General features: G+C 38.8%; 13 protein-coding genes. 4 read left to right on the forward strand and 9 right to left on the reverse strand.

Annotation, left to right across the window (positions count from 1 at the left end):
* Positions 1-199 precede the first annotated feature (199 nt).
* From DBU79_RS07525 to DBU79_RS07540, 4 genes are all read right to left on the reverse strand, one after another.
* On the reverse strand, positions 200-475 hold the full coding sequence (locus tag DBU79_RS07525) for a hypothetical protein (protein ID WP_134889605.1): 276 nt from the start codon (positions 473-475) through the stop codon (positions 200-202).
* Positions 476-618: 143 nt separating this feature from the next.
* Positions 619-1,341: a DUF3519 domain-containing protein gene (locus DBU79_RS07530; RefSeq protein WP_459411370.1), complete on the reverse strand. Its 723-nt coding sequence runs from the start codon at positions 1,339-1,341 to the stop codon at positions 619-621.
* Between the two features lie 199 nt (positions 1,342-1,540).
* Positions 1,541-2,092: a Holliday junction branch migration protein RuvA gene (gene ruvA / locus DBU79_RS07535; RefSeq protein WP_154412037.1), complete on the reverse strand. Its 552-nt coding sequence runs from the start codon at positions 2,090-2,092 to the stop codon at positions 1,541-1,543.
* 25 nt (positions 2,093-2,117) lie between these two features.
* On the reverse strand, positions 2,118-3,962 hold the full coding sequence (locus DBU79_RS07540) for a FapA family protein (protein WP_154412038.1): 1,845 nt from the start codon (positions 3,960-3,962) through the stop codon (positions 2,118-2,120).
* Between the two features lie 92 nt (positions 3,963-4,054).
* Between DBU79_RS07540 and murJ the strand changes: the two genes are divergently transcribed.
* The 3 genes from murJ (at position 4,055) to DBU79_RS07555 (ending at position 11,124) form a co-directional block, all read left to right on the forward strand.
* Positions 4,055-5,515 (forward strand): murein biosynthesis integral membrane protein MurJ, encoded by a 1,461-nt coding sequence (gene murJ, locus DBU79_RS07545; RefSeq protein WP_154412039.1) that lies wholly within the window; start codon positions 4,055-4,057, stop codon positions 5,513-5,515.
* On the forward strand, positions 5,516-6,913 hold the full coding sequence (gene cysS / locus DBU79_RS07550; RefSeq protein WP_154412040.1) for a cysteine--tRNA ligase: 1,398 nt from the start codon (positions 5,516-5,518) through the stop codon (positions 6,911-6,913).
* Positions 6,914-7,137: 224 nt separating this feature from the next.
* A complete protein-coding gene (locus DBU79_RS07555) occupies positions 7,138-11,124 on the forward strand; it encodes a vacuolating cytotoxin autotransporter (protein ID WP_154412041.1) in 3,987 nt (1,328 codons plus the stop codon).
* A gap of 53 nt (positions 11,125-11,177) precedes the next feature.
* On the opposite strand, the gene DBU79_RS07560 is transcribed toward DBU79_RS07555, so the two are convergent.
* From DBU79_RS07560 to DBU79_RS07570, 3 genes are read right to left on the reverse strand one after another with little or no spacing between them, the layout of a single operon-like run.
* Positions 11,178-11,945: an ABC transporter ATP-binding protein gene (locus DBU79_RS07560; RefSeq protein WP_154412042.1), complete on the reverse strand. Its 768-nt coding sequence runs from the start codon at positions 11,943-11,945 to the stop codon at positions 11,178-11,180.
* Entirely contained in the window at positions 11,945-12,925 is a 981-nt protein-coding gene (locus DBU79_RS07565; protein ID WP_050832824.1) for a FecCD family ABC transporter permease, read from the reverse strand. Before DBU79_RS07565 ends, DBU79_RS07560 begins: the two co-directional genes overlap by 1 nt.
* Entirely contained in the window at positions 12,918-13,760 is an 843-nt protein-coding gene (locus DBU79_RS07570) for an SDR family oxidoreductase (RefSeq protein WP_024115646.1), read from the reverse strand. The genes DBU79_RS07565 and DBU79_RS07570 overlap by 8 nt, the downstream gene beginning before the upstream one ends.
* A 139-nt stretch (positions 13,761-13,899) precedes the next feature.
* Between DBU79_RS07570 and DBU79_RS07575 the strand changes: the two genes are divergently transcribed.
* Complete coding sequence (locus DBU79_RS07575) at positions 13,900-14,424, forward strand: acyl-CoA thioesterase (protein ID WP_001135605.1); 525 nt, start codon at positions 13,900-13,902, stop codon at positions 14,422-14,424.
* A 108-nt stretch (positions 14,425-14,532) separates the two neighbouring features.
* Here the strand turns inward: DBU79_RS07575 and DBU79_RS07580 are convergent, their stop codons facing one another.
* On the reverse strand, positions 14,533-14,799 hold the full coding sequence (locus tag DBU79_RS07580; protein WP_154412043.1) for a type II toxin-antitoxin system RelE/ParE family toxin: 267 nt from the start codon (positions 14,797-14,799) through the stop codon (positions 14,533-14,535).
* A complete protein-coding gene (locus DBU79_RS07585) occupies positions 14,786-15,157 on the reverse strand; it encodes a type II toxin-antitoxin system HP0895 family antitoxin (RefSeq protein ID WP_154412044.1) in 372 nt (123 codons plus the stop codon). Before DBU79_RS07585 ends, DBU79_RS07580 begins: the two co-directional genes overlap by 14 nt.
* Positions 15,158-15,737: the final 580 nt, after the last annotated feature.

Here is a 15,737-nt window from a genome sequence, read left to right on the forward strand (position 1 = left end):
CTAGGAATACAACAAAAATCCCAAATTGAGAGAATTTTATAGCTCTTTATAGGATTTTATAGGTTTGTAGTAACGGTTTGGTGTCTTGTATTAAAGCTTTGATTGGTACATCGTTTTTAAGATTGATTCATTTTTCACTCATTGACTTATTCAATTTTTTTAAGTATTGTTCTTTTTAGCACCACCATGGGAACTCGACTCATGGCTGAACCTTTGCGTTAGCATCGAGTCCGGTGCTTGAAAATTCTTTATAAGCGTTGTTATTCTTATAATCTCCGTTACTCTTGAACATTGTTTTTGAAACTAATTCACTCTTTCTATTGTTTAATGTTTTTGCGCTAATATTGTCAAAGCATGGGTTAGAGAATAATTTTCTAACCCACACTAAAAACACTTTAAGTGTGCCAATAGACCCTGACACATAAGACGCAAGGGCTTGTGTATGGTCAAGGTGAGGCTTTTTAATGCTTTTCATTCCTTACTCCTTGTGTTTAATTTTTTATGTTAAAGTTTCAAAATACATTAGCTTTATCAAGCATGTCTAGCACTCAGCTCATAACTGATATTCAATCGCTATTCTGAGATTTTGCTAATGTTTTTCTATGGGCTACACTATCCTTATAATTTCGTTTTATGCTTCGTTTTTAGTATTAATTCATACTTTTTTGCGTTGGCTTGTTCTAGCGGGCTTAAATTAGTAGGTTTTGGTGTGGTTTCGTTTAAATTTTCGGTATTTTTTAATAAATCCTCTTGACTATTTAGCGGTTTTGGTGTAATATTTTCTGTAGCACCACCATGGGAACTCAACCCATGGTACACCTTCGCATCAGCGTCGAGTGAGGTGCTTGAAAATTCTTTATAAACTTCATTATTTTTATAATTCCCATTGTTCTTATACATTGTTTTTAAAGCTAATTCATTTTTCTTATTGATCGCTTGCTCCACGACTACCGCATAGCCATTAACTTGTTTAAACGCCGTTATAGCTTCTTCTCCGTGTTTGTCTAAAGTCCTAAGGATTGCATCAGCGTTATTAACGATATATCTATAATTCGCTATGTCTTCGTAAGTAATAGGGATTTCTCCATTTCTAACATTAACAGAATTAACGCCATGCCTTTTGAGTATGTGAGCGATAGCATCATGATCTAAACTCGCTCTTATGTTTTCAGGGTGTCTAAAGTTAGCGTCAGCTAAAAGTTCCACTTCTTTGTTAGAGGCTTTTTCTATAATCATTTTCTTGTTGTTTTTGTGTAGAAATTCAACAATTTCAGGGTTTAGGTTATTCGTTCCAAAAGTGATCGCATCTCTCCCGCTTGTAGGGATTTCTGCGTTATTCAATAACTCTTTGATTTGCTCGTTAGTGAGTTTTTCATTAGAAAAATCAAACGCTTTTTCTTTGATTTCTTCGCTAGCTTGTTTAACGCCGTTGTTAAGCTCTTCAATGATTTTAAGCGTGTTGTTGCTAAAGTGTGATTTTTGCGCGCTTAATTCTAAATTCTTACTAGGTTTTTAGCGAGCGGATACTAAAAAGCTTTTTTTAAGAGCGCAGTTGTTGTAAGGCTTCTTTAATCGCTACTTCTATGCTGAGATTGGGTTTTAGGGTTTTTAAGACTTGGTTGATTTCGGTGCTTTTAAAGCCCAAACTCTCTAGGGCTAAAAAGACTTCATTGCGTGCGGGTCTGTTTTCATCTTGAATGAAAAAGCCAATCAAATCCACCATGATCTTATCAGCGAGCTTTTTGCCTATACCTGGGACTTGCTGGAGTCTTTTGACTTCTTTGGTGGCGATAATGTTTTCAAATTCATTCGGCGAAAAGCTTGAAAGAATGGCTAAAGCGATACGCCCCCCTACCCCATTGATTTTTAAAAGCCTTTCAAAAAGGATTTTTTCGCTCTCTTCTAAAAACCCGTATAAAAGATGCGCATCTTCTTTAATCACTTGTAAGATTTTCAAACGCGCTTTTTGGCCCGCTTGAAGCAAGGCAGCCGTTCGCATAGAAACTTGCACCCCATAAACAACCCCTTGCACTTCTATATGCGCTTCTAAAGCGGAGATTTTTTCCACAACCCCTATCAAACCCACTATCATTTTATCCCTTTTTTTATCTCTTGCTTTAGCCTTTTATAGCGCTTTTAGGGATTTTTTTGATTTTATGGTCTTCATAGATCACATCCACGCTTTCATTATGGCTTAACATGGCGGTTGAATTGCTCACTTTAGGGTAATTGCGATGGTAAATCACGATATTTTCTTGCTTGAAAGGGTTTTTAGTCGTAATGCTTGCATGCTGGAAGCTGTTTTCTATGCTGATGAGTTTAGCGTAACATTCGTTATTGATTTTTTGCAATTCTAACATTTGAGCTTTTAAGATTTTCAAACGCTTTAAAGCAAACATAAACTCGCTATAAGCGTCTTTCACGCTTTCTTGCTGTATTAAAGAGCGTTTGATTTCTTCAGTGGCGTTTTTAAGCTTTTCCATGATGGCTTGATGGTTTTTGACTAAATGGTTTAAGGACTGGTGCTGAGCGATGATTTTTTTGGATTTTAACCCTAACGCATTGAGTTTTTGTTTGGCGATCTTTAATTCTTCTTGGTTTTCTCGCCCCCCAAAAGCGTAAAAAATAAAGCGGTTGCCATTACCATCCACCTCATCAATCCAACATTGCTTGGAAAAATACAGCTTGTTATCGCTTTTGAGCTTTTCTAAAGCGATTTCTTTCGCATAAACCACGCTCCCCGCGCTCGCTTCCACTTTAACGCTATTGGCATACACCTTAGCGCGCTCTAAATACTTGCACTCAAACTCTTTAGCGTAGCACACGCCCTTATGGTTAGTGATACGCGCTTTATTGGCATAGACATAGCTTTCAGGGTGGATTTGCCCCTCTATAGTGATTTCTTTAGCCACTAAGATCACATTCTTGCCCACATTGCCCTTAATGTTAATCGCGCTCGCTTCTAAAATGAGGTTAGAATCAATCGCATCGCTCAATTCATCTTTAGCTTGAATCTCTAAAACCAACCCGCTCTCCACTCCCCCTAAAAGATTGGGCGTTTCAATGGATTTGATCCCGTTTTTAAAAATAAAATTTTGCTTAGAAACCAAACGCCCTTTTTCCATTTTAACCCTTTGTAAGGCTTTGGAGTAATACACTAAAGCGTTATTTTCTTCTCTTTCTTCAAAAGCGTTTTTGTCATGCCCTATAGGGGTGGGCGAATTGGCAACTTTAGATAATTCAATATAAAGACCCTTAAGGTTACGGCCATCTCTGCCTTGTTTGGGGTAATTCACGCAAGCGACTTTTTGATTTTCTTTAGCGATATAATCATTTTCTTTAACAAACGATTCTTCTTGATCGCTTAAGGGAATAATGTGCGTTGGAAGGTATTCTTCTTCTAATAAAAAATGGGATTGTTCTTCTATATTAGGGATAAAGGTTGAAGAAGCGTATAAAATAAAGCGCTTGTTTTGGGCTTCTTTTTTATATTTTCTTAACTCTGTTTTTAAATTTTCATACATTTGTGAAAGGTGGCGAAACACCACGCCTTGAAAGGCTAAACGCTCTTTAATATATCCAAACATTTCTTGGTAATGCTCTTCAGTGTCTAGGACAATAAAACACTCGTCTAAAACGATTTCTATTTTACTCCAATGTTCATCCACTCCCACCTCAAAAAAGCGCTTATAAGCGTTTGATTTGATTTTAATGTCGTGGGTTTGATAAAGGGTTAGCTCTTTTTTTTCATAGTATTCATCTTCTTCTAATTGTTGCAATTCCCCACCAAAAGCCTCACTAAAATCGTCTTTAGCGCTGTTTTTGATAAAAATAGAAGTTTTTAAAATCTCAAACCATAGATCTTCTGTTTGTAATTTATTTTCAGCGGCCGCTTTTTTTAATTCTTTTTGAATGTCTTTGCACCGCTCAACTTTTATAGGGGCAAAACGCTCCAAGCTCATTTTTTAATCCTTAAATGGTATAATATAAGAATTTGAAAAAAGAAATATGCTAACAAAAAAACACTGAAAATTAGGTAATAAATACGACTAGTATGCTAAAAAAAATATTTTTAACCAATAGCTTAGGGATTTTATGCTCTAGGATTTTTGGCTTTTTACGGGATTTGATGATGGCTAATATTCTAGGGGCTGGGGTGTATAGCGATATTTTCTTTGTGGCTTTCAAATTGCCTAATTTGTTCAGGCGTATTTTTGCGGAGGGCTCTTTTTCACAAAGCTTTTTACCGAGCTTCATACGAAGTTCCATTAAAGGGAGCTTTGCGAGTTTGGTGGGGCTTATTTTTTGTAGCGTCTTATTAATATGGTGCTTGTTGGTGGCATTAAATCCCTTATGGCTCACTAAACTCCTCGCTTATGGCTTTGATGAAGAAACGCTCAAACTATGCGCCCCTATTGTAGCGATCAATTTTTGGTATCTTTTATTGGTGTTTATCACCACTTTTTTAGGCGCACTTTTGCAATACAAACACAGCTTTTTTGCCAGCGCTTATAGCACAAGCTTACTCAATTTATGCATGATTTTAGCCCTTTTGATTTCTAAAGAAAAAACGCATTTAGAAGCGTTGTATTATTTGAGTTATGGCGTGCTTTTAGGGGGCGTGGCTCAAATTTTATTACACTTTTACCCTTTAGTGAAATTAGGCTTATGGGATTTATTATTTAAAGGGTTGTTGGGCTTTAAGACTAAAAACGCGCTCAAAAAAGAATACCGCTTCAATCAAGTTAAAAAGGATCTAAAAGCGTTTTTCAAGCAATTTTTCCCCAGCGTTTTAGGCAATTCTAGTGCTCAAATCGCTTCTTTTTTAGACACCACAATCGCCTCTTTTCTAGCGAGCGGGAGCGTGTCTTATTTGTATTACGCTAACAGAGTTTTCCAGCTCCCTTTAGCGTTATTCGCTATCGCTATCTCCACAGCCCTTTTCCCCAGCATTGCGATCACGCTTAAAAACAACCAGCAGGATCTAATCTTACAACGCTTGCAAAAGGCGTGGTTTTTTTTGGTGGGGGTTTTGCTCTTTTGCAGCATTGGGGGGATCATGTTAAGCAAAGAAATCACCGAGCTTTTATTTGAAAGGGGGCAATTTAGCTCTAAAGACACCTTAATCACTTCGCAAGTCTTTTCGCTCTATCTTTTAGGCTTGCTCCCTTTTGGGCTAACTAAACTCTTTTCTTTGTGGCTTTATGCGAAATTAGAGCAAAAAAAAGCGGCTAAAATCTCTTTAATTTCGCTTTTTTTAGGTTTAGCGGCTTCTTTGAGTTTAATGCCTTTGTTAGGGGTTTTGGGTTTAGCGTTAGCGAATAGTTTGAGCGGGTTGTTTTTATTTGTTTTAACGATAAAAGCGTTTGGCTTTCAAGCATTCTTGGGTATAATCAAGAATTTAAAATCATGGCTTGTAATCCTTTTCCTCGCTTGCATGGAAATCTTATTACTCTTAGCGTTCAAATCGTGGGTTACACATTTATATTTATTTTATTATTTTCAAGGTTTTTAAATGTTTATTTATGATACCAAATCAAAACAAAAAGTCCCTTTTGAGCCTTTAGTTAAAAATAAGGCGAATATTTATGTGTGCGGGCCTACGGTGTATGATGACGCTCATTTAGGGCATGCTAGGAGCGCGATTGCTTTTGATTTGTTGAGGCGCACGCTTGAATTAAGCGGCTATGAAGTGATGCTAGTAAGGAATTTCACCGATATTGACGATAAAATCATCAACAAAGCCTTCAAAGAAAACAAAAGCATTCAAGAATTAAGCAGCATTTATATTGAATCTTACACGAGGGATCTGAACGCTTTGAATGTGAAAAAACCCAGCCTAGAGCCTAAAGCGAGCGAGTATTTAGACGCTATGGTGCGCATGATTGAAACGCTTTTAGAAAAAAATATCGCTTATAGAGTCTCTAATGGGGATATTTATTTAGACACGAGCAAGGATAAAGATTACGGCTCTTTGAGCGTGCATAATAGCAGCGTTGAATTTGGCCGTATTGGTTTGGTGCAAGAAAAACGACTTGAGCAGGATTTTGTGCTATGGAAAAGCTATAAGGGGGATAATGATGTGGGCTTTGATAGCCCTTTAGGCAAAGGGCGTCCTGGCTGGCATATAGAATGCTCTAGCATGGTTTTTGAAACTTTAGCGCTCGCTGACACCCCTTATCAAATTGACATCCATGCAGGCGGAGCAGATTTGTTATTCCCCCACCATGAAAATGAAGCGTGCCAAACCCGTTGCGCCTTTGGCGTGGAGCTTGCTAAATACTGGATGCATAATGGCTTTGTGAATATCAATAACGAAAAAATGTCTAAAAGTTTAGGGAATAGCTTTTTTATTAAAGACGCCCTCAAAAACTATGATGGCGAAATTTTGCGCAATTACTTACTAGGGGTGCATTATCGTTCTGTTTTGAATTTCAATGAAGAAGACTTGTTAATGAGTAAAAAACGCTTGGATAAAATCTATCGCCTAAAACAGCGCGTTTTAGGGACTCTTGGAGGAATAAATCCAAACTTTAAAAAAGAAATTTTAGAATGCATGCAAGATGATTTAAACATTTCTAAAGCGTTGAGCGTTTTAGAAAGCATGCTTTCTTCTACTAATGAAAAACTTGATCAAAACCCTAAAAACAAGGCTTTGAAGGGCGAAATTTTAGCGAATTTGAAATTCATAGAAGAACTGCTTGGTATCGGGTTTAAAGACCCTAGCGCCTATTTCCAATTAGGCGTGAGTGGGAGCGAAAAACAAGAAATTGAAAACAAGATAGAAGAAAGGAAACGCGCCAAAGAACAAAAAGATTTTTTAAAAGCCGATCGCATCAGAGAAGAGCTTTTGAAACAAAAAATCGCTTTGATGGACACCCCACAAGGCACGATCTGGGAGAAGTTTTTTTAAACGCCTCCAATTTTACCTTTTTACACATTCTAGCCACAAATTTCAATATTTTTGCTTTTTAAATCTTGTAAATTTTATATTCATTTACCTAATACTTGATAAAATTGGACATTGGTTGTAAATACTATATATTTATAACCTTAATCATAAATACAACAGAAATTTTCCAGTTTGAAGTCGCACCCTTTGTGCAAAAATCGTTTTATTAAGAAGAAAGGAAGAAAATGGAATTACAACAAACACACCGCAAAATCAATCGCCCTTTGGTTTCTCTCGCTTTAGTGGGGCTATTGGTCAGCATCACACCGCAAAAAAGTCATGCCGCCTTCTTTACAACCGTGATCATTCCAGCCATTGTTGGGGGTATCGCTACAGGTGCTGCTGTAGGAACGGTCTCAGGGCTTCTTGGTTGGGGGCTCAAACAAGCCGAAGAAGCGAATAAAACCCCGGATAAACCCGATAAAGTTTGGCGCATTCAAGCAGGAAGAGGCTTTAATGAATTCCCTAACAAGGAATACGACTTATACAAATCCCTTTTATCCAGTAAGATTGATGGAGGTTGGGATTGGGGGAATGCCGCTAGGCATTATTGGGTCAAAGGCGGGCAATGGAACAAGCTTGAAGTGGATATGAAAGACGCTGTAGGGACTTATAAGCTTTCAGGGCTAAGAAACTATACTGGTGGGGATTTAGATGTGAATATGCAAAAAGCCACTTTGCGTTTGGGCCAATTCAATGGCAATTCTTTCACGAGCTTTAAGGATAGCGCTGATCGCACCACGAGAGTGGATTTCAACGCTAAAAATATCTCAATTGATAATTTTTTAGAAATCAATAATCGTGTGGGTTCTGGAGCCGGGAGGAAAGCCAGTTCTACGGTTTTAACTTTGCAAGCTTCAGAAGGGATCACTAGCGGTAAAAATGCGGAAATTTCTCTTTATGATGGCGCTACGCTTAATTTGGCTTCAAACAGCGTTAAATTAATGGGTAATGTGTGGATGGGTCGTTTGCAATATGTGGGAGCGTATTTGGCCCCTTCATACAGCACGATAAACACTTCAAAAGTGGCAGGGGAAGTGAATTTTAACCATCTCACTGTGGGCGATCACAACGCCGCTCAAGCAGGGATTATCGCCAGTAAAAAGACTAATATTGGCACACTGGATTTGTGGCAAAGCGCGGGGTTAAACATTATCGCCCCTCCAGAAGGTGGTTATAAGGATAAACCTAATAATACCAATTCTCAAAGTGGTGCTAAAAGCGACAAAAATGAAAGCGCTAAAAACGACAAACAAGATAGCAGTCAAAATAATAGTAACACTCAGGTCATTAACCCACCCAATAGCGGGCAAAAAACAGAAATTCAACCCACGCAAGTCATTGATGGGCCTTTTGCTGGAGCCAAAGACACGGTGGTCAATATCAACCGCATCAACACTAACGCTGATGGCACGATTAGAGTGGGAGGGTATACAGCTTCTCTTACCACCAATGCGGCTCATTTGAATATCGGCAAAGGCGGTGTCAATCTGTCCAATCAAGCGAGCGGGCGTACCCTTTTAGTGGAAAATCTAACCGGGAATATCACCGTTGATGGGGCTTTAATGGTGAATAATCAAGTGGGTGGCTCTGCTGTGGCAGGATCAAGCGCGAATTTTGAGTTTAAGGCTGGTGTGGATACCAAAAACGGCACAGCCACTTTTAATAACGATATCCATCTAGGAAAAGCGGTGAATTTAAGAGTGGATGCTCATACAGCTTATTTTAATGGCAATATTTATCTGGGAAAATCCACGAATTTAAGAGTGAATGGCCATAGCGCTCATTTTAAAAATATTGATGCCACAAAGAGCGATAATGGGCTAAACACTAGCGCTTTGGATTTTAGCGGCGTTACAGACAAAGTCAATATCAACAAGCTCACTACATCTGCCACTAATGTGAACATTAAAAACTTTGACATTAAGGAATTAGTGGTTACAACCCGAGTTCAAAGTTTTGGGCAATACACTATTTTTGGCGAAAATATAGGCGATAAGTCTCGCATTGGTGTCGTTAGTTTGCAAATGGGATATAGCCCGGCTTATTCTGGGGGCGTTACTTTTAAAAGCGGTAAAAAACTGATTATAGATGAAATTTACCATGCCCCTTGGAATTATTTTGACGCTAGGAATGTTACCGATGTTGAAATCAACAAGAGGATTCTTTTTGGAGCCCCAGGATACATTGCCGGCAAAACGGGGCTTATGTTTAACAACCTAACCCTAAACAGCAACGCAAGCATGGATTATGGTAAGGATTTGGATTTAACCATTCAAGGGCATTTCACCAACAATCAAGGCACGATGAATCTTTTTGTCCAAGATGGGCGTGTGGCGACCTTGAATGCAGGCCATCAAGCAAGCATGATATTTAATAATTTAGTGGATAGCGCGACCGGATTTTACAAACCACTCATTAAGATCAATAACGCTCAAAACCTCACTAAAAATAAAGAGCATGTCTTATTGAGGGCGCGAAACATTGATTATAATTTAGTAGGAGTGCAAGGCGCTAGTTATGACAATATTTCTTCAAGCAATACCAATCTGCAAGATCAATTCAAAGAGCGCCTAGCCCTTTATAACAACAACAACCGCATGGATATTTGTGTGGTGCGAAAAGACAATCTCAATGACATTAAAGCATGCGGGATGGCTATCGGCAATCAAAGCATGGTGAATAACCCTGAAAATTACAAGTATCTTGAAGGTAAGGCATGGAAAAATACAGGGATTAATAAAACGGCTAACAACACCACAATCGCTGTTAATTTAGGCAACAATTCTGCACCTACTGAGAATGGTGGCAATACCACAAATTTACCTACAAACACCACTAACAAGGCGCGTTTTGCTAGCTATGCTCTCATAAAGAACGCTCCTTTCGCTCATTATAGCGCCACTCCTAATTTAGTCGCTATCAATAAGCATGATTTTGGCACCATTGAAAGCGTGTTTGAATTGGCTAACCGCTCTGAGGATATTGACACGCTTTATGCTCACTCAGGCGCTCAAGGTAGGGATCTCTTACAAACCTTATTGATTGATAGCCACAATGCGGGTTATGCCAGAACAATGATTGATGCTACAAGCGCTAATGAAATCACCAAGCAGTTGAATACGGCCACTGACGCTTTAAACAACATAGCCAGTTTGGAGCATAAGACAAGCGGCTTACAAACTTTGAGCTTGAGCAATGCGATGATTTTAAATTCTCGTTTAGTCAATCTCTCCAGAAGGCACACCAACAATATTGACTCATTCGCCAAACGCTTGCAAGCTTTAAAAGACCAAAGATTCGCTTCTTTAGAAAGCGCGGCAGAAGTGGTATATAAGTTTGCTCCTAAATATGAAAAACCCACCAATGTTTGGGCTAACGCTATTGGAGGAGCGAGTCTAAATAGCGGTGGCAACACTTCATTATATGGCACAAGCGCAGGCGTAGATGCTTACCTTAATGAGAAAGTGGAAGCCATTGTAGGCGGATTTGGAAGCTATGGTTATAGCTCTTTTAATAATCAAGCGAACTCTCTTAACTCTGGGGCTAATAACGCTAATTTTGGCGTGTATAGCCGTATCTTTGCTAACCGGCATGAATTTGATTTTGAAGCTCAAGGAGTTGTAGGGAGTGATCAATCAAGCTTGAATTTCAAAAGCGCTTTATTGCGAGATTTGAATCAAAGCTACAATTACTTAGCCTATGGCGCTTCAACAAGAGCGAGCTATGGTTATGACTTTGCGTTTTTTAGGAACGCTTTAGTGTTAAAACCAAGCGTGGGCGTGAGCTATAACCATTTAGGTTCAACCAACTTTGAAAGCAACAGCACCCATAAAACGGCTTTAAAAAATGGCGCAAGCAGTCAGCATTTATTCAACGCTAGCGCTAATGTGGAAGCTCGTTATTATTATGGGGACACTTCATACTTCTATATGAATGCTGGAGTGTTACAAGAATTTGCTAATTTTGGTTCTAGCAATGCGGTGTCTTTAAACACCTTTAAAGTGAATACTGCTCGCAATCCTTTAAATACCCATGCCAGAGTGATGATGGGTGGGGAATTGAAATTGGCTAAAGAAGTGTTTTTGAATTTGGGCTTTATTTATTTGCACAACTTGATTTCCAATGCAAGCCATTTCGCTTCCAATTTAGGAATGAGGTATAGTTTCTAAGCTCTTAAACCCATGCTTTGGCATGGGATTTCTTAAGAAATAACATTTAACCCCTACAACGCATACACGACAAGCTTGTTATCATGCCAGATCGCTTCTAGGGGCGTGTCATAGAGCACGCTTAAATTGTGTGAAGTCATAGCGATTTGCGTGGAAGCTTGCAAAAAAAGTTTTTTATCTTTGAGCATGACCACATGCGTGGAGTGCCTGGCAACCAAATTGGGATCATGGATATTGACTAAAACGCTCAATTCTCGTTTTTTCATCTCATCTTTAATCGCATCAAAAAAAAGGGCTTGGTTTTTTAAATCTAAAGCGCTCGTAGGCTCATCCAGTAACAATAAGGGCGTTCTTTGCAACAAACTTCTGGCTAAAAGCACCATTTGCCTTTGACCGCCGGAGAGATCATTGATGCCTTGATCTTTTAAAGACTCTAAATCCAAGCGCTCTAAAACGCTAGTAGCTTCTTTAATGTGCTTAACTTTAGGCGTAGCGAATAGATTCAAATGCGTCGCTTTCCCCATTAAGACAAAATCCAACACGCTGAAATTAAACGCATAATATTCCACTTGGGGGATATAAGCGATCAATTTGGCTTTTTCATAAGGCTTTAAGGGTAAAATATCTTTGTTGCACGCTTTAATTTCGGTTTCTTCTAAAGGCTTTAAAAGCCCTAAAAGGCATTTTAAAAGCGTGGTTTTACCCGATCCATTAGGCGCTAAGATGCTGGTGATGCTGTTTTTTGGCACGCTAAAACTCAATTTATCCAAAATGAGTTTTTGAGAATATTTAAAGGATAGGTTTTTAACTTCTAAGACCATCACACCCCCCTAGTCCTGAATAAAAGCCATAAGAAGAAAGGCGCTCCTAAAACGCTTGTGGCAATGCCTACCGGTAAATCATAGGGGGTAATGGTTTTAGCCACCACATCCGCTAAAAGCAAGAAAAACGCTCCCATTAACAAAGAGCTTAAAAGCAGTTTTTGTAAATTCGCCCCAAAAAACAACCTCGCTACATGTGGAATGACTAACCCAATCCAGCCAATCGTGCCAGACACGCTCACCGCTAAAGCGCTCGCAACGCTCACGCACACCAAACAAAGCGATCGCAACAGCACCGGATTAATACCCAAACTCAAACTTTGCGCATCGCTCAAGCTCAATAAATTGATGCGCCACCTTAACAAAAAAAGCGGGATAAAGCCTAAGGATAGCCCTATGAAAGCGATCAAGCAATCCTTATAACTGCTCAAAGACAAGCTCCCTAAAAGCCACACGACAATCGCTTGCGCTTTTTGGGGGATCACAAAGAATTTTATCGCTCCGGCTAAGGCGCTTAAAAACGCGCTCAACACCACCCCTGAAAGCACCAATGAAAGGACGGAATTGCCTAAAACCCTATTCATCGCTAAGACAGCAAGGCTGGCTAAAATCGCCCCAAAGAACGCTAAAATCGCAATATTAGACTCCACTACCGCTATCGCCATCGCCACGCCTAGCATCGCTCCGCTAGAAATCCCTAATAAAAAAGGATCCACTAAGGGGTTTCTAAAAATCGTTTGCATCACCACCCCACTCCCGGACAAACTCGCTCCCACCAGGAGCGCTAAAATCACTCGTGGTAGTCGTATTTCTAAAATAATAATACTTAAAGAGCTCAGTTCTTCATTGTGTAAAAAGTGGTTTTTCACATTAAGGCACACTTCTTGCCATTCTTCCAAACTCAAGGTCTCCCCTCCAAACAAAAGCACCACCACCGCTAAAATCACGCAAGCTAATGCAATATGATAGGTTTTAAGCATCACGCTTCCTTTTAAGAACGATTAATCTGAACAAAGAATCATACCAACTACTCGGGAGGATTCTATACAACGCTAACAATAATTGGGTTTTTAAGCCGATCAAATAGCGGGCCTTGATTTTTTGACTCATGCTAAGAAAAACGATTTTTTGCGCCACGGCTTTAGGACTTAGGGCTTTTTGATACACACCAGAATAAAAGCTTTTAGCCGCATTCACCTCTAAGGCATAAAGGCTATCTTTTCGCTCATCATTTTCAAAAGCGGTTTTTTCCCAGTTGCTTTTCACCGGGCCTGGCTCAATCAAACACACTTGAATGTTAAAGGGTTTAAGCTCTAAACGCAAGGCATCGCTATAAGCCTCTAAAGCATGCTTACTCGCGCTGTAATGGCCTAAAAAGAGCATGCTCACGCGCCCCGCTATGGAAGAAAGATTAAAAATCTTAGAGTGGGGCTTGTTTTTTAATAGGGGCAAACAAAACTGCACCACTTCACAAAGGGCGAAAAAATTCACGCCAAATTGTTTTTTAACTTCGTCAATAGGCGTGTCTTCTACGCTCCCAAACACCCCATAACCAGCAGAATTAATCAAAACATCGCAATGATCTTCTTTAGCACTGATGTTTAAAAACGCTTCTTTTAAAGCGTTAGAATCGCTCACATCAACATCAATGCTCTCGCATAACGCATGGTTTAACGCTACGCACAAAGTCGCATGCCTAGAGAGCGCATAGACTTTATACCCTTGATCTAACAGCATTAACGCGCACTCTAACCCAATCCCAGAACTCGCCCCGGTGATAATTGCCACCTTTTGGCTTTCTTTTTTCTCGCCCATTATCTAACGCCAACTCTCTTATTATTTTTATAATTCCTCTAATATTCACTTAATATTACTTAATTTTTACTAATATATAGTTCTTGGAATGTTTTTTACAAAAGACATTCTTAACACCAATTTTAATTAAGGAGAAACAATGCCTCAAATACAATCATCGCATTCCAATCATTTTGATTTTACTATAGACACAGCGGATCGCACTAAATTATTGATGAGCTATTTAGTCGTGCCTACAACCGCTAATTTCAACAATGTCATGCATGGGGGGGAATTATTGAATTTATTGGATAAAGTGGCTTATGTGTGTTCGACTCGTTATTGCGCTAAAGGAACGGTCACTTTAAGCGTGGATGGGGTTACTTTTAAATACCCCATTCCTGTAGGGAATTTGCTCACTTTTTTAGCCAGCATCAATTATGTGGGCAACACCTCGTGCGAAGTGGGGATTAAGGTTTTGAGCGAAGATATTAAAACTCGTGAAATCACGCACACCAATTCATGCTATTTCACTATGGTGGCTGTAGAAAATGGCAAACCCACCCCCATGCCCAAATACGAGCCTAAAACAGAGGTTGAAATCCGCCGTTATGAAGGGGCTTTGAAGCGTAAGGAAATGCGCACACGAGGGTATTTGAAAAGCGGGAAACACGAGAGCATTTAAAAAAAGCAAAAAGCGTGTAGGCGGTGTTTTAACCCTGAATTTTATCCCTAAAAAAAGGGGGTAATTGGTGAAGCGGTTAGTTTAAGCGTTATAAGTTGTGCGGGTGTTTTAAAACAGCTCGCTATGACTGCCTAGTCTTACTAAAATAAGCTCATCATCTTTCACTAAATAGACAAGCAAAATATCAGCTTTGATGTGGCATTCCCTAAAAGGTTTCCACTTTCCCTTTAAGGCATGATCTTTAAATTGGGGATCTAGCGGTTCTTTTTTTCTCAAAGACAGAATGACCTTATTCAAAACGCTATCATCAAACCCGTTTTTAATAAGTTTTTTAAAATCTTTTTTGTAAAGGATATGGTGCTTAATTTTTAGCATTCACTTCCTTTTTCACTTCATTTGCCCATGCAGAAAGGTCTTCAATAGTTTCTAAGTTCTCGCCATTTAACGCATCTCTCATGGCTTGTTGCGTTTCAAGGTTTGGGATCTTGCGTCCCAAACAACAATCTCTTTTATCATCAAAAGCTTGGCTGATTTTTTGCAAGAGTTCATTTAGCGCGTCTATTTTATCCTTAAAGTTTTGATCCCTTTTTTCCAATTCTTTAGCCATTTTTTCTTTAAAAGAAGCTCTATCATTTTGCATCTTTTTGATCTTTTGCTCTAATTGGTTGATTAAGTTAAAAAGCTGTTTTTCGCTGTATTGTGTGTAGTCTTTTTTGGTGGGAGAGTTAGGCATGCTTTATCCTTTTTTAAAAATACCAGCTCATTATAGCGCAAGCGATAGAGCGAGAAAGGTTAGGAAAATAAAAACTTAAAAAGCGCTTTGAGGAGTCAATGAAATCAGCAAAAAGAAAAAGATTAATCCCCTATAAAGAAGCGCTTTTTAAAAATTATCGCTGAAGTTTTCCACTAACTAAAAAGGCTAAAAAGGTTTTTCATCAAACCCTCCCAAAAATGAAAACTTAAAGATTAAAAAGCGAAAGTAGTGGAGATTAGTAAAAAGAAAAAGATCAAACCCACCACAAAAAAGAGGGTTCAAAGAGAATTCAAAAAAGAAAAGCTTTAAAAAAAGAGTTCAAAAAAAAAGAGAGAGTTCAAAAAAGAAAAGCTTTAAAAAGAAAGCTTCAAAAAAGAAAGTTTAAAAAAAAGAGAGTTCAAAAAAGAAAGAGTTTAAAAAAGAAAGAGTTTTAAAAAGAAAGCCTTAAAGAACCCCCTTAAAGAGGGAGTTTCATAAAAGCCTAGTAAGCGAACACATAATTCAAATACACGCTATAGAGTCTGCGGTATTTGAGTTCAGCACCCATAAAGGAATAATA

Source organism: Helicobacter pylori (genome assembly GCF_009689985.1).
In the GTDB taxonomy this organism is placed as follows: domain Bacteria; phylum Campylobacterota; class Campylobacteria; order Campylobacterales; family Helicobacteraceae; genus Helicobacter; species Helicobacter pylori_CG.